This is a genomic window from Vibrio sp. 1249-1, from assembly GCF_033340495.1.
This window is the reverse complement of record NZ_JAWOWJ010000737.1, coordinates 1-624: the sequence shown is the minus strand read 5'-3', so window position 1 is coordinate 624 and position 624 is coordinate 1. Positions and strand designations below refer to the sequence as shown.

General features: G+C 50.5%; 1 protein-coding gene. It reads right to left on the bottom strand.

Annotation, left to right across the window (positions count from 1 at the left end; all coding sequences use genetic code 11):
* Positions 1 to 624 (bottom strand): MATE family efflux transporter (locus R7Z50_RS28640; protein ID WP_318149899.1); only part of this gene is annotated, 624 nt, incomplete at both ends.

The window sequence follows — 624 nt, the reverse complement described above, 5'->3', positions numbered from 1 at the left end:
GATTGAATGTCTCGATAGTTCTTTGCGCCTAACAAGCGCCCCACCATTGGAGGCATCGACATGGTCAGTGCCAATACAGACACAATGGCAAAAAACTCGTAACGTGAGCCTAGCGCCCAAGCAGCGACTGCGGCAGGACCAAAGCTGGCAAGCAACTTGGTCCCGAACATTGAAGAGAGCGGCGGTAGCAATTGACTGACCATGGCTGGCCCCATGATGTTACCTATCGAAGTGACGCTTTTCATCACATTCAGATCTTGCCATTGCGTTGTAGCCCAGTGGTTGCGCTTCACTCTTGGCGCAACGACAAGGATACCAAACCCAAATGCAACTAAGGTTGCCAACGCTGCCCCATTAATGCCGAGATCGAGCGTGAAAATGAACAGCGGGTCTAATACCACGTTCACACCACTTGTCACCATCATCATAGTGCCCGGAAGCATAGTGTTGCCATTGGCACGACAAATACTGTAGTAAAAATAAAGGACTGCACCAACCCATGAGCTCAGCAGCCACCAAGGCCAGTAACTATCTATGATAGGCATAACAGTTTCTGGCGCGCTGAGCAGAGATAAAATCGGGTAACGCAGCAGCCAAATTAAGAGGCCGAATACCGCAACACCG